General features: G+C 66.6%; 14 protein-coding genes. 11 read left to right on the top strand and 3 right to left on the bottom strand.

Annotated elements, in window-relative coordinates:
* Window positions 1-103: 103 nt before the first annotated feature.
* Entirely contained in the window at window positions 104-1,057 is a 954-nt protein-coding gene (locus tag CS006_RS08345) for an ROK family glucokinase (protein ID WP_100511365.1), read from the top strand.
* A gap of 156 nt (window positions 1,058-1,213) precedes the next feature.
* Here the strand turns inward: CS006_RS08345 and CS006_RS08340 are convergent, their stop codons facing one another.
* Window positions 1,214-1,690 carry a hypothetical protein gene (locus CS006_RS08340; RefSeq protein ID WP_243386969.1) on the bottom strand — a complete coding sequence of 159 codons (477 nt, stop codon included), beginning with the start codon at window positions 1,688-1,690 and terminating at the stop codon, window positions 1,214-1,216.
* A gap of 117 nt (window positions 1,691-1,807) precedes the next feature.
* On the opposite strand from CS006_RS08340, the gene CS006_RS08335 reads away from it, so the two are divergent.
* Window positions 1,808-2,503: a lysophospholipid acyltransferase family protein gene (locus tag CS006_RS08335; protein WP_100511363.1), complete on the top strand. Its 696-nt coding sequence runs from the start codon at window positions 1,808-1,810 to the stop codon at window positions 2,501-2,503.
* A gap of 103 nt (window positions 2,504-2,606) precedes the next feature.
* Here the strand turns inward: CS006_RS08335 and CS006_RS08330 are convergent, their stop codons facing one another.
* Both CS006_RS08330 and CS006_RS08325 read right to left on the bottom strand, forming a co-directional pair.
* Complete coding sequence (locus tag CS006_RS08330; protein WP_100511362.1) at window positions 2,607-4,619, bottom strand: protein kinase domain-containing protein; 2,013 nt, start codon at window positions 4,617-4,619, stop codon at window positions 2,607-2,609.
* 17 nt (window positions 4,620-4,636) lie between these two features.
* Window positions 4,637-5,827 (bottom strand): polyprenyl synthetase family protein, encoded by a 1,191-nt coding sequence (locus CS006_RS08325; protein WP_423734839.1) that lies wholly within the window; start codon window positions 5,825-5,827, stop codon window positions 4,637-4,639.
* Between the two features lie 175 nt (window positions 5,828-6,002).
* On the opposite strand from CS006_RS08325, the gene CS006_RS08320 reads away from it, so the two are divergent.
* The 9 genes from CS006_RS08320 to CS006_RS08285 all read left to right on the top strand — a co-directional run bounded on the left by CS006_RS08320 (window position 6,003) and on the right by CS006_RS08285 (window position 22,356).
* A complete protein-coding gene (locus CS006_RS08320) occupies window positions 6,003-6,761 on the top strand; it encodes a hypothetical protein (RefSeq protein WP_133119553.1) in 759 nt (252 codons plus the stop codon).
* A gap of 76 nt (window positions 6,762-6,837) precedes the next feature.
* On the top strand, window positions 6,838-8,286 hold the full coding sequence (locus tag CS006_RS08315) for an RNA polymerase sigma factor (RefSeq protein WP_100511360.1): 1,449 nt from the start codon (window positions 6,838-6,840) through the stop codon (window positions 8,284-8,286).
* 127 nt (window positions 8,287-8,413) lie between these two features.
* The gene (locus CS006_RS08310) at window positions 8,414-10,699 is read left to right on the top strand and encodes a DNA gyrase/topoisomerase IV subunit B (protein WP_100511359.1); all 2,286 of its coding nucleotides are present in this window, start codon (window positions 8,414-8,416) and stop codon (window positions 10,697-10,699) included.
* A gap of 200 nt (window positions 10,700-10,899) precedes the next feature.
* Window positions 10,900-11,895, top strand: a complete 996-nt coding sequence (locus CS006_RS08305; RefSeq protein WP_279324830.1) for a ribokinase — start codon at window positions 10,900-10,902, stop codon at window positions 11,893-11,895.
* A 12-nt stretch (window positions 11,896-11,907) separates the two neighbouring features.
* Window positions 11,908-12,924 carry a LacI family DNA-binding transcriptional regulator gene (locus CS006_RS08300; RefSeq protein WP_100511358.1) on the top strand — a complete coding sequence of 339 codons (1,017 nt, stop codon included), beginning with the start codon at window positions 11,908-11,910 and terminating at the stop codon, window positions 12,922-12,924.
* Window positions 12,925-13,053: 129 nt separating this feature from the next.
* A complete protein-coding gene (locus tag CS006_RS08295; RefSeq protein WP_100511357.1) occupies window positions 13,054-14,574 on the top strand; it encodes a purine-cytosine permease family protein in 1,521 nt (506 codons plus the stop codon).
* A gap of 31 nt (window positions 14,575-14,605) precedes the next feature.
* Window positions 14,606-17,404, top strand: a complete 2,799-nt coding sequence (locus CS006_RS08290; protein WP_100511356.1) for a type 1 glutamine amidotransferase family protein — start codon at window positions 14,606-14,608, stop codon at window positions 17,402-17,404.
* Window positions 17,405-17,473: 69 nt separating this feature from the next.
* On the top strand, window positions 17,474-17,632 hold the full coding sequence (locus CS006_RS10775; protein ID WP_165777313.1) for a hypothetical protein: 159 nt from the start codon (window positions 17,474-17,476) through the stop codon (window positions 17,630-17,632).
* Window positions 17,629-22,356, top strand: coding sequence for an ATP-dependent helicase (locus tag CS006_RS08285; RefSeq protein WP_100511355.1), 4,728 nt, complete (start codon window positions 17,629-17,631; stop codon window positions 22,354-22,356). Before CS006_RS10775 ends, CS006_RS08285 begins: the two co-directional genes overlap by 4 nt.
* The last annotated feature ends 21 nt before the right edge of the window (window positions 22,357-22,377 follow it).

Below are 22,377 nucleotides of genomic sequence, written 5' to 3'. Positions count from 1 at the left end.
GCTCCCGCCGCTGGTATCATGGGCAGTGTTGAACGTTCTAATTTCTGATGGGCGATGCGTCATCGACGAGCGTCATCCGCAGGAAAGGCGATAGGGAGGAACCATGTACACACTGGGTATCGATATCGGCGGCACGAAGATCGCGGGAGCAGTCTGCGACGAAAACGACAAGGTGCTCAGCCAGTGGCGCGTCCCCACGCCAAGCGAACCCGACGAAATCAACGACTGCATCCTCGAGATCTACAACGAGGCGCTGAAGCTGCATTCCGACATCCCCACCATGGGCATCTCCGCCGCGGGCAACGTCAAGGCCGATCGCCGCACCATGAGCTTCTCCGCCAACATCGCCAAGTGGATCGACTACCCGCTTGCCGACCGCATCGAGGAGCTGACCGACCACAAGTGCAAGGTCGTCGTGGAGAACGACGCCAACTGCGCCGGCTGGGGCGAATACATCCTTGGCGCCGGCCGCGGCAGCCGCAACATGGTCATGCTCACCGTGGGCACCGGCCTCGGCGGCGCCATCATCATCAACGGCGAACTGTACCGCGGTTCCTTCGGCATGGCCGCCGAGCTGGGCCACCTGCCCATGGTCTCCGACGGCGACTTCTGCGGCTGCGGCCTGCGCGGCTGCGCCGAGCGTTACACCTCCGGCAACGCGTTGGAGCACTTCGCCCGTTCCGGCATCCGCCGCATGCCGCAGAAGGGCAAGCGCCTTCTCGAACTGTGCGGCGGCGACGTGGACACGCTGGAAGGCAAGATGGTCTCCCAGGCCGCCCAGGAGGGCGACGAGCTGGCGCTCTACGCCTTCGGCAAGATCGGCGAGTGGCTGGGACGCACCATGGCCGCCATCGCCGCGGTCATCGATCCGGACCTCTTCGTCATCGGCGGCGGCGTCATCTCCGTCGGCGACATCCTTCTGGAGCCGGCGCGTTACAACTACACCCGCTTCCTGCAGGCCGCCGCTTACCGCGAGCACGCGAAGATCCTGCCCGCGACCGCAGGTGGCGACGCCGGCATGATCGGCGCCGCCGATCTGGCGATGCGTGAGGCGTAAGGTCATCTCGAGTCACTGTGTCACGCTGGTGCGTGACATGAACGGTGGTCAGGGCCGGGCCGTGCGTTCCGTATGAAAATCGGGGCGCGGGCCCGGCCCGACGCATATGCCGTGCATGTGCGGCCGCACATCAGCCGGGAACGGGGGTATTCGACGCTAGACCCTGGCTCCGTCGTCGAACTCGTCGCGTCTGGTCTCGCTATGGCCCCGATGCCGCAGGAACATGCCACCCGCGCCAAGCAACGTCAACACACCGCCGACGGATCCCAGCAGCGCGGAGACCGAGGGAACCAGTATCGAAGCGACCAGGCACAGCACGCCGACCGTCGTCATGCCGACGAACAATGCCGCGGCACGGTTCACCGGGCCGAGATCGGGATTCGGAGGAGTGAACGTGGAGTCCCCATCCATCACATCGTCGGTGTCAAGCCAGCTGCGTCCCTGGAAATCACGCGGGCCACGTCCATACGACGGCGTGGCGAAGGCATCGTCCTTCAGGTCGTTGACGTCGAATTGGGCCTTCTTCTCCGCCTTCCGCGCCGCCTTGTCGAATTTCCGCGCGCTGCGCGATCGGGCCACGTCGTTCAGATCCCCTTCGTGGGAGGCGAGGAAGTCCTCCCACTGCCGATCCATGTCGGAGCCGTCGTTTGGCCCTGTATTTGAAGACGATGCATCGGCATTGCTATTCTTGTTGCCAGTCATATCTATAACTGTAACCATGAGACTGCCGTTTTCCGGCCTGGAGGTATCGTGCTTTACTGGTTCTTCGTCAAGCTGCTTGGCCCGCTGGCCCGTCGGAGGTTCAATCCCACCGTCCGGGGGCTTCACAACATCCCCCGGAAGGGCGGTGCCATCATCGCGGCGAACCATCTGGCGGTGATTGATGACGGGCTGCTTCCCCTGGTCTGCCCGCGCATGATCCACTTCATGGGCAAGGCCGAATACTTCGAGGGCAAGGGCATCAAGGGCAAGTTCAAGAAGTGGTGGTTCACCTCGGTAGGCGTATTCCCCGTCGATCGCTCCGGCGGCTCGAAGTCCCTGGGCGCCATGGAGACGGCACGCGGCATCCTCGAGGACGGGCATCTTTTCGGCATTCATCCGGAAGGCACCCGCAGCCCGGACGGCCGGCTCTACCGCGGCCACACCGGTGTGGCGCGTCTCGCCCTGGAGACCGGATGCCCCATCATCCCCACCGCCATCATCGGCACCAGGGAGCTGCAGAAGCCCGGACAGGTCATGCCGGGCAAGGGCAGCACCACCGTGATCTTCGGCGAGCCGATTCCCGTGCAGAAGACCGACACCAGCCGGATGACGCGTGACGAACTGCACGCCAAGCTGCGTGAGCTGACCGACCGCATGATGCATGTCATCGGCGAGGCCAGCGGTCAGGAATACGTGGACGAATACGCGCAGAAGATGAAGAAGAAGCTCGCCGGACAGGCATGATTCCCGGCTGATCCATCGAAGGGGCCCGACCGAATCGGATTCGGTCGGGCCCCTTCGTCGTTGTGTCGTTTGCTCGGCGGTACGGGCCGATGTCGTTCGGCCGTCAGACCACGGTGAGCGTGACGGTCGTGGCCTTGCCCTTCGTGTCCCGCACACGCACCTGCTTGCCGGGCGCCGGATCCTGCAGACGCACCGTATGGGTGAGGTTGCCCAGCGGGGCGCTGATCTTCACGTCCAGACCCAGGGCCTTCAGCGTCTTCGTGGCCTCGTCCTGGCTTTTGCCGCGCACATCGGGGACGGTCACCATCTGCGGTCCCTTGGAGACGACCAGGCTGACCGAATCGCCCCAATGCAGCTGCGTCCCCGCCTTGACGGAGGAGGAGATCACCTTGCCGGAGGCCACCGTGTCGGAATACGTCTCGCTCGCGCTCACCTTCAGACGGGCCTGTCCGAGCATGGAGAGCGCGTCGGCCTTCGTCCGGCCGACGACATCGGGCATGCTCACCGGCATCGGTCCCTTGGACAGCACCACGGTGATCGTGCGGTTGTGGTCGACGGTCGAGCCCGGTTTCGGGTCGATGCTGATGACCGCGCCCTCGGGCACGTCCATGGAGTATTCGTCCTTCGACGTGTCGTGCGCGATCGAGGTGAACCCGGTCTTCTCTAAGGCCCCGATCGGGTCCTTGCCGTTGGCGGAGCCGGAGTCGGCGATGTCGGCGGGAATGGTCAGCTGCCGCACGCCCTTGGAGATGACGAACGTCATCACGTCGTTGTTGCGCTTGCTCACATGATCGCCCACGTTGGACGGACTGGCCGAGATGATGGTCCCCTTCTTCGCGGTGTCGCTGAACTCCTCGGAAGTCGTATAGGGGATGCCGGTCACCTTCAGCGTGCGCTCGTAGTCGGCGAACCTCGCTCCCTTGATGGAGCATGTCCGGCCCTGTGTACAGGCCACGTCATCGGCCGAGGGCACGGTCCAGTAGCTTCCGGGACCGAGATAGTGCCACCAGGCGAATCCGCCCGCGGCGATGGCCGCCACGGCCGCAATCGTGCCGAGAATGATGGCGAGGCGCCTGCGCGGCTTGCCGGCGACGGCATCGGATGCGCCGGACGTCGCCGCGTCCTTCCCCCCGTCGCCGATGACCTCCGTGGCAAGCGGCGCGACATCGTCCTCCTGAACGGGTGCGGCGATGTCGGAGACCGGCAGCACGCTGGTCGGCTGCGGCTGCGGGCCGTCCCCGATGCGGTAGGCGAGCTCGGTCGGGGTGAGCGACCGCGAGAAGTCCTGCAGTTCACGCAACGCCTGCGCGGCGTCATCCGGCCTGTCCGAAACGCTTCTGCCGGTCAGGCGCGCTATGAATTCGGAGACGGGCCTCGGCACACCGGGATGCTGCGCCGCCAGGGCGGGAACGTCCTCATGCACATGCTTGAACACCATGGTCACGGGATTGTCCGAGGTGAACGGCACCTCTCCGGCGAGCATCTCCCAGGCCATGATGCCCACGGAGTACAGGTCTCCCTGCGGGGTGGCGAGATTGTCCTCGATCATCTCCGGCGCGAGATACGCGGCCGTGCCCAGCAGCATGCCGGTGGTCGCCAGCGTGGCCTGTGACGCCGCCTTGGCGAGGCCGAAGTCGGTGATCTGCACGCGGCCGCGGTCGTTGAGCAAAATGTTCTCCGGCTTGATGTCACGATGCACGACGCCCACGCCATGCGCCGCCGCGAGACCGTCGAGTATCTCCCCGATGATGCGAATCGTCTCGCGCACGCTGAACGTGCCGACCCGGTTCATCTCGTAGCGCAGGTTGACGCCATGCACGTACTCCATGACGAGATAGTCCAGTCCGTCGTATTCGCCGGTGTCGTAGATCTGCACGATATGGGGGTTCGCGATCGCCGCGGCGGATCGTGCCTCCCGATGGAACCGCTGCACGAACTGGTCCCTGTGGGGGCCCTGCGCCAGCTGGATGTGCATGATCTTGATGGCCACGGAGCGGTCAAGGCGGACGTCGGTGGCCTGGTAGACGGTGGCCATGCCGCCCTCGGCTATCTTGCGCGTGATTCGATAACGATTGTCGATGATCTTGCCGATGGGGGCTCCCGTCACTTCGCTCATGCCTATCATCCTACGATTCAGCGTCGTCCGTCGTCGGCCCCGCCACGCGATGAGGTGGAAATCTCCACGCGCAGGTCCGGGGGGATGAAACGCGAACACGCCGAAACGAGCATGGCAAGGTCCCGGTCGTCCAGTCCCAATGCGTCGGCGTACGCCGCGATGCCCTCGTTCGCCTCGCGCCATAGGCCGATGATGCGCTCTCGGGAGCGTTCCACAGCCCCGGTGGATACGAACAGGCCGATGATGCGACGCACGTCGACGTCGCCACGGTGCGGTGCGGTGAACCGTTCGCGCAGATATGCGGCGTCATCGGCGTCTGCCCCGGCGAGTGCGTCGGCGAGCAGCACGGTCCTCTTGCCCTCGCGGATGTCTCCACCGACCGGCTTGCCGGTGGCCGCGGTGTCCGCGACGACGTCGAGCAGGTCGTCGGCGAGCTGGAAGGCGATGCCCAGCGGCGTGCCGATGCGCAGCGCGGCGTCATGGCAGACGTCCTCCTCCAGCCCCGAGGCGAGCAGCGCCAGCTCGATCGGCGCGATGGTGGTGTAGCTCGCCGTCTTCCATCGGAAGACCGCGAGCGACCCCTCGGCGAGGGCGGCGGGATCGTCGAGGCTCAGATGCTCCGCCGCGAGGTCGAGCACCTGACCGACCTCCACATCGCGGTGCATGGCGAGGAACCGGTCCATGATGCGTCCCCGGTTCGGCAGCGCGTCGATGGCTGCGTTGATGATCGACACGCTCGCCGTGGCCATGAGATCGCCGAGCATGATGCCCAGCCCGCTTCCCAGGGTCCGCGCCCGTGCGTCATCGACATCCCGGAAGCTGCCGAGTGCGAAGGCCCCGAGCGCCCTGTGGGCGGCGGGACGGCCGCGGCGGACGTCGGCCTCGTCGATGATGTCGTCGTGGATCAGCGCGGCAGTCTGGAACACCTCGATGCCGCAGGCGATGTCGAGGGCACTGCGCGCGGCGGCGGAATCCGTTTCGTCGGGGTTTGCCGCGCCGAATGCATCGAGCAGCAGCAGCGCCCGAAGCCGCTTGCCTCCCTTCCCGGAGACCAGGGCCTGCTCGGTGACGGCCGGACCCAGCACGTCATCGGGCATGCCGGTCTCCCGCGCGGAGCAATACAGCCGCGTCAGTTCGGCGATGCGCCGCTCGATGCAGTCGCGGGTCCGGGAGGGCCCGCCGTCGGAGAATCCCCGAGCCGGGGGCATGGACGTGTTGGTCAGGTCAGGAACGGTCATACCTATGAGAGTAACGAATCGGTGTTGACAACCGATGCAGCCGTCAACAATCCGCAAAACGTTCTGCCGCCACGCATGCCGCACATCCGTCAACAATGTCCGACGGGCCGCGGGGGAGATGCCGGAATCTGCCATAGTGGCAGGTATGGGGCAGGACGGGGGAGAGGACGACGACAAGGAGCCGACGATGGCCGACGACAACATGGTCGATGGAAACACGACCGACGGCGACATGACCGACATCAACGACGTGGGACTGCATCCCCTCACCGGGCCATACGCCCGCGAGGAGGACCTATGCGAGCTGAGAATAGCCCCGGAGCGCATGGACGGGGTCCGCGACTCGTTCCGGCGGCGACGGCGGGCCGAAGGACCATCCGAAGCGGACGGGGAATGGGCCCGCGGGCTCATCGGTTCCTGGACGAGCAGGCTCTCCGGGGAAACGGACGAACTGGACTCCCACATGGTCGTCGGACTGTGCGTGGGCATGAGCGAGACGCTGTCCATGCGCGACGCGGTGCTGCTGGCCGTGATGGGACCGGTGGACGAACGACGGCTGGTTGAGCTGGTGGCGAAACCGCGCGATCCGCACAGTGTCGGACTCGTCTACGACACCCTGACCACAGGGTTCGAGGATGAGTCCGCCATACCGGATCCGGTTCGATGCCAGCGGGGCATCGACGCGCTCGCGCATATGGTCTGCCGCGTGCCCGTGCCCTACTGCGTGCAGCCGCTGGCGGTGCTGTCGTTCGTGCTGTGGTGGGTCGGCCGGGACGAGCAGTCGCTCGCCTGCGCCCTGCATGCGCTCAGCCTCGACGAGCAGTGCATGCTGGCGGCCATCGTCGCCGGCGCGATAGGCCGCGAGGTCCGTCCCGCATGGCGGGAGCGGCGGGACCGGGAATAATCGTCCTTGGAACGTGGTTCACTCTATTAGTTGACAATTTGCTCTTGCCATAAGTGTGCTTTCATGCTAGAAGGCGATGGCAGGACGAAGCCAGGAGGACAAGTTGGCAGGCGAGAAGACGACGGCAACGCGTAGAACCACACGTAGTGCGGCGGCGAAGGATGCGACTTCCGGCGAGAACGAGGCGGAGGAAACCACCACCGCGGCCGGCACGAAGAAGCGGGCCTCGGCGAAGTCGACACGCAAGTCCTCCGGTACCAGGCGGACCAAGTCGGCAACCGCGAAGAAGCCGACCAGGAAGACCGCGTCGCGTTCCCGCAAGAAGAGCGACGACGACATCGAACTCGACGACGAACTGCTCGACGATGCCGACGGCGTCGACGAGGACGCGGACCTCGACGGCGATTTCGATGACGTCGACGGCGGCATCGCCGACGGCGAGGACGAGGCCGACGGCGAGGACGGCGAATCCTCCGAGGACGAGGAGGAGTCCAAGCCGAAGCCGCCGGAACAGCCGAAGGAGAAGGGTGCGTTCGTCGTCACCGACCTCGACGACGACGACAACTACACGCCGTCGGGCAACCCGAAGCGACGCGTGATCGCCACCGGCGCCACGGCCGACCCGGTCAAGGACTACCTCAAGCAGATCGGCCGCGTCAGCCTGCTGAACGCCGAGCAGGAGGTCGACCTCTCCGAACGAATCGAGGCCGGACTCTACGCGCAGCATCTGCTCGATACCCAGGGCGACGACCTCGACTTCAAGCGCCGCCGCGAACTCAAGTGGGCCGCAAACGACGGCCGCAAGGCCAAGGACCACCTGCTCGAGGCCAACCTCCGACTCGTCGTCTCGCTGGCCAAGCGCTACACCGGCCGCGGCATGCTGTTCCTCGACCTCATCCAGGAAGGCAACCTCGGCCTGATCCGCGCCGTCGAGAAGTTCGACTGGAAGAAGGGCTTCAAGTTCTCCACGTACGCCACCTGGTGGATCCGCCAGGCCATCACACGAGCCATGGCCGACCAGGCCCGCACCATCCGCGTGCCCGTGCACATGGTGGAGGTCATCAACAAGCTTTCCCGCGTGCAGCGCCAGATGCTGCAGGACCTCGGTCGCGAGCCCACGCCGGACGAGCTGGCGCGAGAGCTCGACATGCCGGTCGAGAAGGTGCAGGAGGTGCAGAAGTACGGCCGCGAGCCCATCTCCCTGCACACCCCGCTCGGCGAGGACGGCGACTCCGAGTTCGGCGACCTCATCGAGGACACCGACGCCATCGCACCCTCCGACGCCGTGGCGTTCTCGCTGCTGCAGGAGCAGTTCAAGCAGGTGCTCGAGACGCTTTCGCCGCGTGAGGCCGGCGTCATCAAGATGCGCTACGGCCTCGAGGACGGCCAGCCCAAGACGCTTGACGACATCGGCCGCGTCTACGGCGTGACCCGCGAACGCATCCGCCAGATCGAATCCAAGACGATGTCGAAGCTGCGTCATCCGTCGCGCTCGCAGACGCTGCGAGACTTCCTCGATCAGTGACGCGCGACGGTCATGTCATATCGACTGCGGTTCGGCGGATGCCATGCATGGGCATCCGCCGTTCGCGTGATATGGGATGATGCATGATTCCAATACAGATGTAATCCGATAACGATTGAGTGGGGATATGGCAGCAACCAAGGAAGACTACGGCGCGAAGGACCTGGCGGTGCTCGAAGGCCTGGACGCGGTGCGTAAGCGTCCGGGCATGTACATCGGCACCACCGACTCCCAGGGGCTCATGCACTGCCTGTGGGAGATCATCGACAATTCCGTCGACGAGGCCCTGGCCGGATTCTGCACGAAGATCGTGGTGACGCTGCACACCGACGGGTCCATCACCGTGGCCGACAACGGCCGCGGCATCCCCGTCGACAAGGAGCCGAAGACCGGTCTGACCGGCGTGGAGGTCGTGCTCACCAAGCTGCACGCCGGCGCCAAGTTCGGCAACGCATCGTACAACGCCGTCGGAGGCCTGCACGGCGTCGGCTCGTCGGTGGTCAACGCGTTGAGCTCGCGTCTCGACGTGGAGGTCGACCGCAACGGCAAGACCTACCGCATGGAGTTCCGCCAGGGGCATCCCGGCGTGTACACGGACGCCGACCCCGAGCATCCCTCGCCGGCCTCGCCGTTCAAGAAGACCCGCAAGCGTTCCCCCACGGAACTGCGCGAGGTGGGCGAGGTGTCGAAGAAGACCACGGGCACGCGCATCCGCTACTGGGCCGACCCGGAGATCTTCAACTCCACGGCGAAGTTCAGCTATGAGCAGCTCATCGACCGCGTGCGCCAGACCAGCTTCCTCGTGCCGGGCCTGTCCATCACGGTGATCGACGAGAACATCCCCGAAACCGGCGACGAATCCATCGACGACGTGCGCGAGGTGGACGGGCCGCTCGCCGAAACCTCCGCGACGCCGGAGACGCAGGGTGCCGGGACGGAAGACGACGCGGCCGGGAAGGCCGATGCCGTGACGGCGCCCGCGCCTTCGCAGGAGGCCGTGGACCGACATATGGGGCGGCACCCGCACGCCCGCGTCGAGGAGTTCCTCCACACCGGAGGCGTCATCGACTACGTCGACTTCCTCTCCAAGGGCGAACCCGTGTGCGACATCTGGCACGTGAGCGGCGAGGGCACCTACCAGGAGGAGACCCAGGTGGTCGGCCCCGGCGGGGACCTGCATGCGCAGATGGTGGAACGCACCTGCGGCGTCGACATCGCGCTGCGGTGGACCAACGACTACGAGACCACAATCCGCAGCTTCGTCAACGTGGTGGAGACCCCGGGCGGCGGCACGCACGTCGACGGCTTCCTCAACGCGCTCACCCGGCAGGTTCGCAGGAACGTGGAGGCCAACGCCCGCAGACTCAAGGTCAACCTCAGGGATTCCGCCACCAAGGTCGAACGCGACGACGTGATGACCGGACTCGTGGCGGTGGTCACGGTGCGCATCGCCGAACCGCAGTTCCAGGGCCAGACCAAGGACGTGCTCGGCACCGCGCAGGTCAAGCCCATCGTCACCAAGCTCACCGACAGGCAGTTCGGCGAGATGATCGCCGGCTCCAAGCGCGGATACAAGGAGCAGTCCGGCCGCGTGCTCGAGAAGATCGTCGGCGAGATGCACGCCCGAATCCAGGCGCGCAAGACCAAGGAGGTCACACGTCGCAAGAACGCGCTCGAATCCGCGTCCATGCCGTCGAAGCTCTCGGACTGCCAGCCCGGCAACGACGACATCGCCGAGCTGTTCATCGTGGAGGGCGACTCCGCTCTGGGAACCGCCAAGGCGGCCCGCAACTCCATGTTCCAGGCCCTGTTGCCGATTCGAGGCAAGATACTCAACGTGCAGAAGGCGTCCGTCTCCCAGATGCTCGCCAACAAGGAGTGCGCCTCGATCATCCAGGTCATCGGCGCCGGCTCGGGGGCGACCTTCGACATCTCCCAGGCGCGATACAACAAGGTCATCATGATGACCGATGCCGATGTCGACGGCGCGCACATCCGCATCCTGCTGCTCACCCTGTTCTACCGGTACATGCGGCCGCTCATCGAGCACGGGCACGTCTATGCGGCCGTGCCGCCGCTGCACCGCATCGCGCTGACCGGCAAGCGCAAGGGCGAGGTCATCTACACGTACTCCGACGACGAGCTGGCCCGCCGCACCGCACAGCTCAACCGCGACCACATCGGCTTCGACGGCGACATCCAGCGGTACAAGGGCCTCGGCGAGATGGACGCCGACCAGCTGGCCGACACCACCATGGACCCGCGAACGCGCATGCTGCGCCGCATCCGCATGGAGGATGCCGCCCAGGCGTCGGAGATCTTCAGCCTGCTCATGGGCGGCGAGGTCCCGCCGCGCAAGCAGTTCATCGTCGACAACGCCGACGACTTCGACCGCGCCAACATCGATGCGTGACCCTGGTCCCCAGGCGTTTTCACGGCCGTCCCGTCATCATGGGACGGCCGTTTTCGTAGGAGAGCCGTCCGAGGGCGGCTTGCACAATCTGGTTTAGCGTTTTACCATAAGGAATGACAAAGCAATCCCGCCCATCGTGGAGCGGTGTGACAATGCGGTTGTGTTTTTCGCGCCGGGCGGCTGACCGTAAGGAGACGGTTATGGTGATGAACGTGGTGAACATCGGCAGGGACGAGGCCCTCGGCCATCTTGATTCCTTCGCGCAGACGGACAGGTCCCTCATTGTGGTCGGCTCGATGAACGCCGACTACACGGTGACGACCGAACGGCTGCCCCAGCCGGGGGAGACCGTGAACGGAGGTCCCCTGCGCGTGCTGCCCGGCGGCAAGTCCGGCAACCAGGCGGCGACGGCGGCCAAGATCGGGGCGAACGTCCACATGCTCGGCGCCGTGGGCGACGACGACAACGGCAGGTTCCTGCTCGACCGTCTCGCCGAGGCCGGGGTGCGCACCGACGACGTGAAGCATGTGGACGGCGCGAGCGGCACCACCGTCATCACCGTCGACTCGCACGGCGAGAACACCATCGTCTACTCGCCCGGCTCGAACGGCAAGGTCACCGTCGAATACGTACGCGACCATGCCGATCTCATCGCCGACGCCGCGGTCCTGGGACTGTGCCTCGAAAGCCCCATGCCGACGGTGATCGAAAGCGCCCGCATCGCCCACAAGGCCGGAGTGAAGGTGCTTGTCAACGATTCGCCGTTCATCCCCGAACTGCCGCGGGACCTCATCGACAACGCCGACATCCTGCTCGTCAACGAGCATGAGATGAGCCAGCTGCTCGGCATCGACGAGCCCGGGGACGGCGACTGGGACGCCGTGGACTGGGACGCCATCGTCGCGCAGATGGCGGGATTCGGCTTCGACCAGGCCGTGGTCACCCTCGGCGGCGACGGCAGCGTGGTCATCGACTCCGGCCGGGCGCACCGCATCGCGCCGGTGAAGGTCGACGCCGTGGACACCACGGGGTGCGGCGACTCCTTCATGGGCACCATCCTCGCCGGCCTCGCATCCGGTCACGATCTGGTGACCAGCGCGCAGGTGGCATCCTACGTCTCCGCCTACGCCGCCACCGGACAGGGCGCCCAGGCCTCGTACGGCACCACGCGGCAGGTGCGCGAGCTGTTCTCCTAGACCGGGAGTCACATGGCCAAGCGAACGACCATCAGGGATGTGGCGGCCGCCGCGGGCGTCTCCGTGACGGCCGTCTCCCTCGTGCTCAACAACCGCCCCTCGCGGGTTTCCGAAGAGACCCGCCGCGCCATCCTCGAAGCGGCGGAGGCATTGGACTACGTGCCCAACCAGGTGGCGCGCACGCTGGTGACGCAACGCTCCATGCTGCTGGCGCTCGTCGTGCCCGACATTCAGAACCTGTTCTTCGCGTCCCTGGCCAAACGCCTCGAGGACGAATGCCGGCGTATGGGATACTCGCTCATCATCGCCAACACCGACGATTCGCGCGGCACGGAGCATGACGTCATCACCCGTCTCGCGGCCCGCGGCGTGGACGGCATGTTCCTCATATCCGCAGGGGAGTCGGGATCGGACATGGAGGGGTTCCGCCTCGACGTGACCCGCTGCGGATGCCCCGTGGTGCTCGTCGACCGCATGCCCTCCGGCGAATGGTGCGACGCCGTGGGCATCGACAACCATGAGGGCGGCCGGCTCGCGGCCGGATACCTCATGGAATGCGGTCACCGGCGCATCGCCTGCGTGTACGGCGACGCCCGCGTCGGCAATGCAGGCGACCGTCGTGACGGCTTCGTCGAGGCGCTGGGCGAGGTCGGTCTGCGGCCGTCGGCGCTGATCGAAGGCGACTACCGCCATGCCGGCGGATACGCCGCGGCCGACGCCGTCGTCGAGTCCGGCGCCACGGCGGTGTTCTGCTGCAACGACCTCATGGCGCTCGGTCTCATGGGGCGTCTTTCGCAACTGGGCCTGCGGGTCCCCGACGACATGTCGGTCATGGGATACGACGGCATCGCCGAACGCTTCGGATTCGAATTCGACCTGACCACCATCGGTCAGGGAATCGGCCGTCTCGCCGGCGAATCGGCGACGATGATGCGGGGGCGGATCGAACGTTCCGACGCTCCTGCGGGTCGGCGCGTCGTCATTCCCCCGAAGCTCATCCGTCGTGGCAGCGTCGCCGTGGTCCGGTGACACGCCGTATCTTATGGTCAAAATGACCATAACTTCTCGATCGCGTGCTACATTCACCCTGTACCTGTTTCGACCGGCCCGTGCGCCCCGACGGCTCGCGGGCCTTTCCGCGATCAAGGAAGTACGGCAATGAGCGACAACGACACGACGGCGGTGAAGGCCGCCCCCTCGGCGGGACCCGAATCCAACGGCGTCAAACCCGTGCCCGAAGGCGAACGGCACGGCAGGTCACGGGACCTGTTCTCCGTATGGTTCGCATGGAACGTCTCCATCATGGGCATCAGCTACGGCATCTACGTCTACGGGCTCGGCCTGAGCCCGTGGCAGGCCATCGTCGCCGGCACCCTGGGATACGCCATCTCCTCGTTCCTCGTCGGCGTGCTCTCCGTCGGCGGCCCCCGCACCGGCCTGCCCACGCTCACCCAGACGCGCTTCGCATTCGGATACCAGGGCAACCGCATCATCGCGTTCTTCGCCTACCTGTCGAACATCGGATGGAAGGTCACCATCATCACGCTGGCCTCCACCACCGGCGCCAACATCTTCGCCCGGCTCAACCCCGCCATGTTCGCCAAGGCCGACGGCACGCCCGCCACATGGCTCGTGCTCGTCTGGTTCATCGTCGTGCTCGTCGTCACCATGGCGTTCGCCGTCGCCGGCCACGGTCTGATCATGAAGGCCGAGAAGTGGATCTCATGGATCACCGGCGTGTTCACCGTCGTGTTCATCGCCATGATCCTGCCGCACATCCACTGGGACAAACTGGCCGCACACCCCAACGGCGGACCCATGGTGTTCGTCGGCGGCATCGTCATGGCCATGACCATGGTCGGCCTCGGCATGCTCAACTACGGTGGCGACTTCGCTCGCTACCTGCCTAAGGACACCAAGGCGCGCGGCGTCATCGGCTGGACCACCCTCGGCATCTCCCTGCCCGTCACCGTATTGCTGATTCTCGGCATCCTGCTCGCCGCCACCAACGACAAGCTCGGCGAGGCCGCGGCCGCCGACCCGATCGCCGCGCTGACGGTGCTCCTGCCCACCTGGTTCTTCGTGCCGTTCAGCATCGTCATCGTCATCTCCCTCGTCTCCGCGGCCATGACCGGCATCTACTCATCCGGACTGGCCCTCATGGCAGTCGGGCTGCCCGGCTCCCGTGTGGTCATCACCATCATCAACGGCTGCATCATCGCCTTCGGCGCCTTCTACCTGCTGTTCATCTCCACGTCGTTCCTCGCCACCTTCCAGGCGTTCCTCGCGCTCATCGCCGTGCCCATGGGCACGATGGGCGGCATCCAGCTCATCGACTTCATCCGCCAGAAGCGCTACGGATGGGATGTGCGCATGGCACAGCCCAAGGGGCTCGGCGGCAGGTCCGGCCGATGGACCGCACTGACGGCCATGGGCGTCGCCACGGTGGTGGGTCTCGGCATGGTCACCAGCGCCGACCCGAACATCGCCAGGGTCGTCGGCTTCCTGCTCACCCCCGAACAGCGCGCCGGCGTCATCGGCTCGACCAACATCGGCGTGGTCGTCGCCATGATCGTGGGCACCGTCATCTACGCCATCCTCACCTACGGATTCAAACTCGGCCCCAGGCCCGACCGGTCCCGAATCGAAACCGCCGCAGAACAGTCAGCGGCCGACTGACCGGCCGGCGCAGAGGAAGGAGCGGCATCCGATGGACGCGTTGAACGCATACGACAGCCGGGAGCTCGATGATTTCCGGCACCCCGGCGTGTGGAACGCACCGGCCACCTACTGGTTCTGGCATCGCATCCCCACCGAAGACGAGATCGACGACCAGATCCGCCGGATGGACGAAGCCGGATACCGCTCCTTCCAGATACAGGCGCGCATGTCCATGCCGCTCGCCGACTATCTCGGCGACGACTACCTGCGCATGTGCCGCCACGCCACCGACGTCGCCCGCAGCCACGGCATGACGATCGGCATATACGACGAATACAACTGGCTGTCCGGCCACGCCGGCGGCCGCGTCGTCGCCGGCGGCCACGACGATTTGCGCGAACGGCACCTGTTCCATGTGACCGCCGACGTCGACGACCGCGGTCACGTCGAAGGCGCCATCGACGGCATCCACGCCGTCGACGTCGACTACCTGCTGCAGCAGGGCCGCGACTGGGTGTTCGAGGGCGGCCGGCCGCAATGGAACCAATGGCGCCTCGTCGCCGCCGTCGCCTACGACGTCGACGACAACGATGCAGCCAAGGCCCCGACCATCCTCGATGTGACGGATCGGGCGCGGCTCACGTCCGCCGACTCCGACGGATGCGCCGCCGAGGCCGACCTCACGGACGGCACCGTCTACGGACGCCGGAAAGTCACGTTCTTCGTGGCGGCGCGCTGCGCCACCAGCCGCATGATCAACTACCTCGACCCCGCCGCCGCCCGCCGGTTCACCGAAGTAGGCTACGAACCATACGCGAGGGCGTTCGGCGAACATCTCGGCACGACCGTCGCCTACGTGTTCTTCGACCAGCCTCACGCCTGCTTCTTCGACTGGGCGCAGAACCACGGCACCACCGCATCCACGCTCATGTACGACGAACGGTTCTACCGCGAACTCGCCCACGAGGCGGGGAAGCGATGGCCGCACATACTGCTGGCATGGGCCACGGACGTCGGCGACGACACGGTGGACGACCGCATATGGTTCTACGAACGCTACGCCAGACAGGGCATCGACGCGTTCTTCGGCACCATCAGCGCCTGGTGCCACGACCACGGACTCAAACTCAGCGGCCATGAGGTGCTCAGCCACGTCTCCTCATGGGATCCGACCAGCACCATCATCGCCGACGACCCGCGCACCAACTTCGGACTCGACTACTTCGGCATCGACGCATGGCGCGACATCACCGGCGTCGACGCCCGTAACGACTACCCGCAGCTCTCCGCCAAATTCGGCGACTCCGTGGCCCGCAGCCACGGCCGCAGCGGCTGCATCGTCGAACAGTACTTCGGCCGAGTCGTGTCCGGCTCCCACTTCGCGGCAGGATGGTGGGAACTCACCCTCGACCAGCTGCGCTCGCAGACCATGCGGCACCACGTACTCGGCATGAGACAGCTGCTCATGCACGCCTTCTGGCTCACCGATGGCCATGAGCCGGCCGGCGGCGGGCCGCAGGGCGACGACTCGGCCGAGATGTTCGTCAACCCCCGGTTCGACTTTGCCCCCGGCGTCAACCACGAACCATGGTTCCGCTTCCACCGGCGTTTCGCCGACGAATCCGCCAGGGTCTCCGTGTTCCTCGACGGATGCGAGCCATTGGACGAGGTCGCCGTGCTCTACCCGCTGGCCACCGACTGGGCGTACGGGCCGAAGCACGGGTTCGGCCGGCACATGGCGATGTGGTGCGAGAACCTCGCCCGCGACGGCATCGACTACGCCATCATCGACGAACGCGACCTCGCAGGGGGCTCCGTGGAGGGCGGCGCCCTGCGTCTTCCGGACGGCAGAACGTTCCCCGTGCTCGTGCTGCCGGGAGTGCAGGTGCTTGGCGACGCACGCTCCGTCGACGTCATCGAACGGTTCGTCGACGCCGGCGGTACGGTGTTCGCCACCGGCGGACTTCCCAAGGCAGTGGCGGGGGAGCCTGCCGGAAGCCTCGTTCCGGGACGGTTGGGGAGTCTGACGATCGACGGACGGCACATTCGCGACGGACTGCCGCAATGGCACAGGCTGACGGCCGACGTAATGGAGACCGTCCGGCCGTGCCCTCGTGTGACCGACACGACGCCGGAATCCGGACAACTGTGGGTGCGACGTGGACGGGACCGCCACGGCTGCCAGCGCATCATGCTGTTCAACGACTCCGACCGGAGCAAGACCGCGGTCGTCGAAACCGGCGTAAGCCATGCCCGGCTCATCTCATGGAATCCGGCGGACGGCATGGTGGGGGAGCCGGCGGAGGTCCGCGGACGCGGCGTCGGTCCGCGCATCGAACTGCGGATGCGCCCCCATCAGGTCATGCTGCTGCAGATCGTTGCCGATGGGACGCCGACTCCCGCATCGATGACGTTGGCGTCCGGCTGGCGGTTCATGCCATACGACGGCACGGGAACGATGCCGGTGTCAATCGACCCGACCGTCGGCTGGGAGCGTCAGGGATATCCCACGTTCTGCGGTACCGGACGATACGTTCATGACGTCGTCATCGACCAATCGCCGGAACGGGGATGGAACCTCATCATCCCGCGGGTCAAGGGATCCGTCACCGTGCACGTCAACGGACGGCGCGCGGCCGAAGCGCCATGGCCGGCCGGCCCGATACCGCTGGGCCACGCCCTCGAAGCGGGTGTGAACCGAATCGTCCTCGACATCCTGCCGTCCGCCGCGAACCGATACTACGCCGGAACGTCGCAGCAGGGGGACGGGCCGGCGCCATGCGGTCTGCTCGCCGCGCCGATACTCGCGCCGGACGACGGCGTCACGTATATCACCGGCATCGAATGACATCGGATCATGGCGACGCCGGACGGACGATGTTGACGACGGACGATGGACACGGCTAGGTTGAAACGTATGAACACACGTCCCATAGTCATCAGCCTGCTGGTAATCACCGCCCTCGTCGTGGCGCAATGGCAGAACTGGCTGCCGAACTCGATGTGGATACGGCTCCTGACCGGCATCGTCGTCGTGATCTGCCTCATCGTCATCGCCTACCAGCGACACCAATGAGCGAGGACAAGGCGGCGGACGGGGCCATGTCGTCGTTCGCCGAGCAGACGCGGCGCTGGTTCACGGCGACGTTCGGCGAACCCACCGAGGCGCAGCGCGAGGCATGGCCCGCCATCCGCTCCGGCGACAACGTGCTCGTCATCGCCCCCACAGGCTCGGGCAAGACGCTCTCGGCGTTCCTCTACGCCATCGACCGGATGATACGGGAACGCACAGCCTGCGACGCTGCATCATCTGACGACATTCCATCATCCGACGATGTTCCCTCGCCCGGCGGCGTCGAACGCGACGTGCGGCGTTCCGGCGTGCGCGTGCTGTATATTTCGCCGCTGAAGGCGCTGGGAGCGGACGTGGCCAGGAACCTCACCGGGCCGTTGGACGGCATCGCCTGCGAATTCGAACACGACGGCGGCCAGCGGCCGAACATCAGCGTCGCCATGCGCAGCGGCGACTCCACGCCGCAGGAACGCCGCCGCATCGCATCCCATCCTCCGGACATCCTCGTCACCACGCCCGAGTCGCTGTACCTGATGCTCACCTCCAAGGCGCGGCGCATCCTGAGCGGCGTCGACACCGTCATCATCGACGAGGTGCATGCCATCGCCGGCACCAAGCGCGGCGCCCACCTCGCCGTCAGCCTGGAACGACTCGACCGGCTCACCGGCAGTCCCACGCAACGCATCGGGCTGTCCGCCACGGTACGCCCCGCCGACGAGGCGGCGCGTTTCCTCGGCGGCAACCGCCCCGTCACCATCGTCACCCCATCGCAGACGCCACGATACGAGCTGAAGGTCATCGAACCCGTCAGGGACATGCATGACCTCGCCTCCTCCTCCACCGACGAGGACGACGACCGGAAGACCGGCTCCATATGGCCCATGGTCGAACGCAGCGTGCTCGACGCGGTGCTCGACCACCACACCACCCTCGTCTTCGTCAACTCGCGAGGACTGTGCGAGAAACTCACCGCACGGCTCAACGACCTCTATGCGCAGCGGCGTCACGGGCCGCAGCCGGTGGAATACGGGTCATCACAGCATTATGCGGCCGTCGTCGGCTCCTCGACCATGCTCGTCAACGACCACGACCCCGACGACACCATCGCCATGGCCCATCACGGCTCCGTGTCCAAGGACCGGCGCAAACAGGTCGAATACGACCTCAAGGCCGGCCGTCTGCGCTGCGTGGTGGCCACCAGCAGCCTCGAACTCGGCATCGACATGGGAAGCGTGGACCTCGTCATCCAGATATCGCCGCCGTTCTCCGTCGCCAGCGGACTGCAGCGCATCGGCCGCGCCGACCACCGCGTCGGCGGCGTCTCCCACGCCAGATTCCACCCGCTCACCCGCCGGCAGATCCTCGACACGACGGCCGCCGTGGAGGCCATGCGTTCCGGCGACATCGAAGCGTTCGCCGTCCCCGCCAACCCGCTCGACGTCCTCGCCCAGCAGACCGTCGCCGCAGCCGCCATGGACCCGCTCGACGCCGACGACTGGTATCGCACCGTACGCCGCGGCGCCCCCTTCGCCGACCTGCCGCGAACGATGTTCGACGCGGTGCTGGCCATGATGTCCGGCGCATACTCCACCGAGGCGTTCGCCGCATTCCGCCCCATACTCCTCTGGGACCGCAAGACCGGCACCATAACCGCACGACCCGGCGCGCAACGGCTCGCCGTCACCTCCGGCGGCACCATACCCGACCGCGGCACCTACAGCGTCGTCCTGCCCGACGAACTCGCCGGGAACGGGCCCAAACGCGTCGGAGAACTCGACGAGGAGATGGTCTACGAATCCCGCGTGGGCGACGTGATCACACTCGGAACCTCCACATGGCAGATACGGCAGATCACCCACGACCGCGTCATCGTGCTGCCCGCACCGGGACGCACCGCACGACTGCCGTTCTGGCACGGCGACGGCGACGGCCGCGACGCGGAATTCGGCCGCAGGCTCGGCGACATGACCCGGGAACTGGCCGACGGACTGGACGGCACGCGATTCGACGAACCGACAAGCGAGCGCCTGACCGCCGACGGCCTCGACCGCAACGCCACGGACAACCTCGCACGACTGCTCCACGAACAACGGGCCGCGACCGGCGTCATACCCGACGACCGCACGCTGGTCGTCGAACGCTGCCAGGACGAGGACGGCGACTGGCGCGTACTCCTCCATTCGCCATACGGCCGCCGCGTGCATGAGCCCTGGGCTATGGGCATCAACGCGCGACTGCGCGACCGATACGGATACGAGGGCCAGACCGTGGCCGACGACGACGGCATCGTGCTGCGACTGCCCGACACCGGGCAGCCCATGCCCGGCGTCGACCTGTTCGTCTTCGACCCCGACGATCTGGAGCACACCGTACGCGGGGAGATCTCCGGAACCGCGCTGTTCGCCGCACGATTCCGCGAATGCGCGGCACGCTCGCTGTTCATGCCCCGCATGAACCCCGGCCGCCGCGTCCCACTCTGGCAGCAGCGGCTGCGAGCCGCCCAACTGCAATCCGCCGCAAGCGGGCTGAGGAACTTCCCCCTCATGCTCGAGGCCGCACGCGAGTGCCTCCAGGACGTCTACGACATGCCCGCCCTGCGCTCGCTGATGGACGCGCTGAACGAACGGCGCATCGATATCGAGGACGTGACCGTGAACACGCCGTCGCCGTTCGCGCAGACGCTGCTGTTCGGCTACACCGGCGCGAACATGTACCAGTACGACGTGCCGCAGGCCGAACGCAGCGCCGCCATGCTGTCCATGGACGTCGACGTGCTCGCCGAACTGCTCGGCAACGGCGACGAGGACCTGACGCAGGTATTGGACGCGGACGTGACCGCCGATGTCGAACGGGGGCTGCAATGCCTGTCCGACGGGCGGCGCAGGCACGGCATGGAGGGCGTGGCCGACCTGCTGCGCACGCTCGGACCATTGACCGCGGAGGAGATCGCGCAACGCATCGACACCGGTGCCGGCACCGGAACCGTCGGAAACGATGCGGACACGGCTCCGATCGCGCAGGTGAACGACATGCTCGAAACGCTGCATGAGGCCCGGCGCGCGGCCCCCATGCCCATCGGACCGCACCGGTACTGGGCCACGCCCGAAGACCGTCGGCGACTGGACGAGGACCCGGACGACCTGATCCTCCGATATGCACGCACGCATGGGCCGTTCCTCGCGCGGGACATCGCCGAACGCTTCGGGCTCCACCTCGGACAGACGCGGGCCGAACTGCGCTATCTGGCCGAGGAGGGCCGACTGCTCGCCGGCACGTTCGCAGCCGCACTCGTCGCCATGGACGGACCGGACGATGCGGGAGAGCGCCAGTACCTGCATCCGGACGTGTTCCGCATCCTCCGCTCCCGTTCGCTGGCCAAGGCGCGGGCGGCGGTCCGCCCCGTGGATGCGGAGACCTATCAGAGCATGGTGCTCGCCATGCAGGGCGTCGGATGCGTGGGAGGGGAACGATACGAAGGCCCCGACGGCGTGCTGCGCGTCATCGAGCAACTGGAGGGGCTGGCGCTGCCGGCGGCGATGTGGGAAACGGCCGTGTTCCCCGCACGCGTACGCGACTACCGGCAGCCGATGCTCGACGAACTGCTCGCCTCCGCGGAAACGACGTGGGTGGGCTCGCATCCCGGAAACAGCGCGTCGGCGACCGGCTCCATAGCCTGGTACATCGCCGCCTCCGCCATCATGCCCACGTCATCGGAGCCTGCGGAAGCCGACCCCATACTCGAACGCCTGCATGACGGCGGCGCATTCCACGCGCGTCAACTCGTCGGCGACGACGGTCCATCATCGTTCGAGAGCCATATGCGGCGGCTGATATGGCATGGACTCATCACCGGCAGCGCATTCGCCCCCATACGGGCGCAGATCGGACAGGCATCGGCGTCGAAACGGCATACGGCGACCATGAAGCGCCCGTCGGTCCGCCGCCGGAGGACGGCCGTGGCTAGGGGATCTCGACGGGTGGCCGACGCGCCGGCATACGCCGAATTCGGCGGACTGTGGTCGAGCGTGCTCGCCATCGCGGCCGGCGATGGCCCGGAAAACGACAGGGACCGTGGAACGGCCGGGGCACAGCGCGCCGTCGCAACCGTGGACATGCTGCTCGACCGCTACGGCATCATCGCGCCGTCACTGGTGCAGATGGCCGGCATCGACGGCGGCCTCACCGCGTTGTACCCCGTCCTGAAGGCCATGGAGGAGCGCGGCGACCTCGTGCGCGGCATGTTCGTCGAAGGCCTCGGCGCATCACAGTTCGCGAAACGCCGAACCGTGGACGCCCTGCGCCGGCGTGCGGAGGAGCGGCCGCAAAGCGTGGCGGCGGTGGATACGCTCGACCCCGCGAACCTTTACGGCGCCATCCTGCCGTGGCCGACCGCACACCACGATCCCGGCGACCTGGAGTCGCGCCCGGCGTCGAAACCCGCACGGCGAGAAGGAACCATGACCGTCATCGTCGACGGATCGGCGGTCCTGTACGCCGCTCCACGCAGCCATCATCTCACCGCCCTGACGTCGATCGACGACGCGCATGAACGGATGCTGAGACGCGCGCTGACGGAACTGGCGTACGCACTGCGCCGCAGATACGAATCCACGCTGTTCTTCGCCGACATCAACGGCATGCCGCTCACCGCGCGGACGCCGATACGGACATGGATGCATGCGGCGGGCTTCACGCCGGCGCCGCAGGGCATGAAACTCTACCCCTGATCGCCGGCGGCCGCCAACCGG

The sequence above is a fragment of the Bifidobacterium primatium genome (genome assembly GCF_002802875.1).
GTDB classification, from domain to species: Bacteria; Actinomycetota; Actinomycetes; order Actinomycetales; family Bifidobacteriaceae; genus Galliscardovia; species Galliscardovia primatium.
This window is presented reverse-complemented; position numbering and strand designations above follow the sequence as displayed.

Excerpts from the sequence above, each read along its gene's own strand:
- CS006_RS08290 (WP_100511356.1), top strand. The coding sequence starts at position 14,606 with ATGGACGCGTTGAACGCATACGACAGCCGGGAGCTCGATGATTTCCGG.
- CS006_RS08310 (WP_100511359.1), top strand. The coding sequence starts at position 8,414 with ATGGCAGCAACCAAGGAAGACTACGGCGCGAAGGACCTGGCGGTGCTC.
- CS006_RS08315 (WP_100511360.1), top strand. The coding sequence starts at position 6,838 with ATGGCAGGACGAAGCCAGGAGGACAAGTTGGCAGGCGAGAAGACGACG.
- CS006_RS08340 (WP_243386969.1), bottom strand. The coding sequence starts at position 1,690 with ATGGATCGGCAGTGGGAGGACTTCCTCGCCTCCCACGAAGGGGATCTG.
- CS006_RS08325 (WP_423734839.1), bottom strand. The coding sequence starts at position 5,827 with ATGCCCCCGGCTCGGGGATTCTCCGACGGCGGGCCCTCCCGGACCCGC.
- CS006_RS08320 (WP_133119553.1), top strand. The coding sequence starts at position 6,003 with ATGGGGCAGGACGGGGGAGAGGACGACGACAAGGAGCCGACGATGGCC.
- CS006_RS08330 (WP_100511362.1), bottom strand. The coding sequence starts at position 4,619 with ATGAGCGAAGTGACGGGAGCCCCCATCGGCAAGATCATCGACAATCGT.
- CS006_RS08295 (WP_100511357.1), top strand. The coding sequence starts at position 13,054 with ATGAGCGACAACGACACGACGGCGGTGAAGGCCGCCCCCTCGGCGGGA.
- CS006_RS08285 (WP_100511355.1), top strand. The coding sequence starts at position 17,629 with ATGAGCGAGGACAAGGCGGCGGACGGGGCCATGTCGTCGTTCGCCGAG.
- CS006_RS10775 (WP_165777313.1), top strand. The coding sequence starts at position 17,474 with ATGAACACACGTCCCATAGTCATCAGCCTGCTGGTAATCACCGCCCTC.
- CS006_RS08300 (WP_100511358.1), top strand. The coding sequence starts at position 11,908 with ATGGCCAAGCGAACGACCATCAGGGATGTGGCGGCCGCCGCGGGCGTC.
- CS006_RS08345 (WP_100511365.1), top strand. The coding sequence starts at position 104 with ATGTACACACTGGGTATCGATATCGGCGGCACGAAGATCGCGGGAGCA.
- CS006_RS08305 (WP_279324830.1), top strand. The coding sequence starts at position 10,900 with ATGGTGATGAACGTGGTGAACATCGGCAGGGACGAGGCCCTCGGCCAT.